The organism is Paenisporosarcina sp. P4_D4, from assembly GCF_056401835.1.
Genome location: NZ_JBFUIO010000335.1, coordinates 1 through 986 on the forward strand (window position 1 = coordinate 1; position 986 = coordinate 986).

Sequence of the window (986 nt, forward strand, 5' to 3'; positions counted from 1 at the left end):
TCGAACGTCCTCTATTTTATCGAACGTCCTCTATTTTACACACACTTTTACGAACACTTTTGGTAGAATAAAAGTAGGCAAACCAAAATGAGGAGTAAATAAATGGATAACAAAAAATTCGGATATATACGAGTCAGCAGCAAAGATCAAAATGAAGGACGCCAGCTAGAGGCTATGAAAAAATTGGGACTTGGAGAACGAGACATCTTCATGGACAAACAAAGTGGAAAAGATTTCGAAAGAGCCCAATATCAATTACTTAAACGCATCATTAGAAAAAGTGATGTGCTTTATATTCATTCACTTGATCGATTTGGCCGGAATAAAGAAGAAATCTTGCACGAGTGGAACGACATTACAAAAAACATCCAGGCAGATATAGTTGTGCTGGATATGCCTTTGTTAGACACAACTCAATATAAAGACAGCTTAGGAACATTTATTGCGGATCTTGTTTTACAGATTCTTTCTTGGATGGCGGAAGAGGAACGAGAACGAATTCGAAAACGGCAACGTGAAGGAATTGATGTGGCTTTGCAAAACGGCATAGTATTTGGCCGACCAAAAGTTACGGTTACCGCGGAGTTTAAACAAGCTTATGATCGATGGAAATTAAAAGAGATAACGGCTGTTAAGGCAATGCAGGAAATTGGTGTGAAAAAGACTACTTTTTATAAACTAGTCAGAGTGTATGAAGAATCTTTATAGTTAACCTATATAATAGAAGAAACTCATTTCATATATGAGATTTCCAACGATTTGGAATACCTTTTATAAACAACTTTTAGGATTGTGCCCTTTATTTAGGAACATTCCTTTTTAATCTACTAAACGTTTAAGTGGGTATCTTGAACGAAATCTTATTCAAGAACGTTCGGCTGCAGGACGAGTGGCGGGTAAAGCGCGTGGGCGACTTGGGGGTCGTCCAGAGAAATATGGAGATAAAGATATAGAAAATATAGAAATGATGAAAGCTCTTATTGATG

The 986-nt window shown here is 37.0% G+C and carries 1 protein-coding gene and 1 pseudogene; both read left to right on the top strand.

Translation table 11 applies throughout. From position 1 onward, the window contains the following. The first annotated feature begins 102 nt into the window (after positions 1-102). Positions 103-708, top strand: coding sequence for a recombinase family protein (locus AC1DSL_RS18660; protein ID WP_477533390.1), 606 nt, complete (start codon positions 103-105; stop codon positions 706-708). Between the two features lie 142 nt (positions 709-850). Then, positions 851-986 (top strand): annotated as a pseudogene (locus tag AC1DSL_RS18665) (recombinase family protein); the annotation flags it as partial.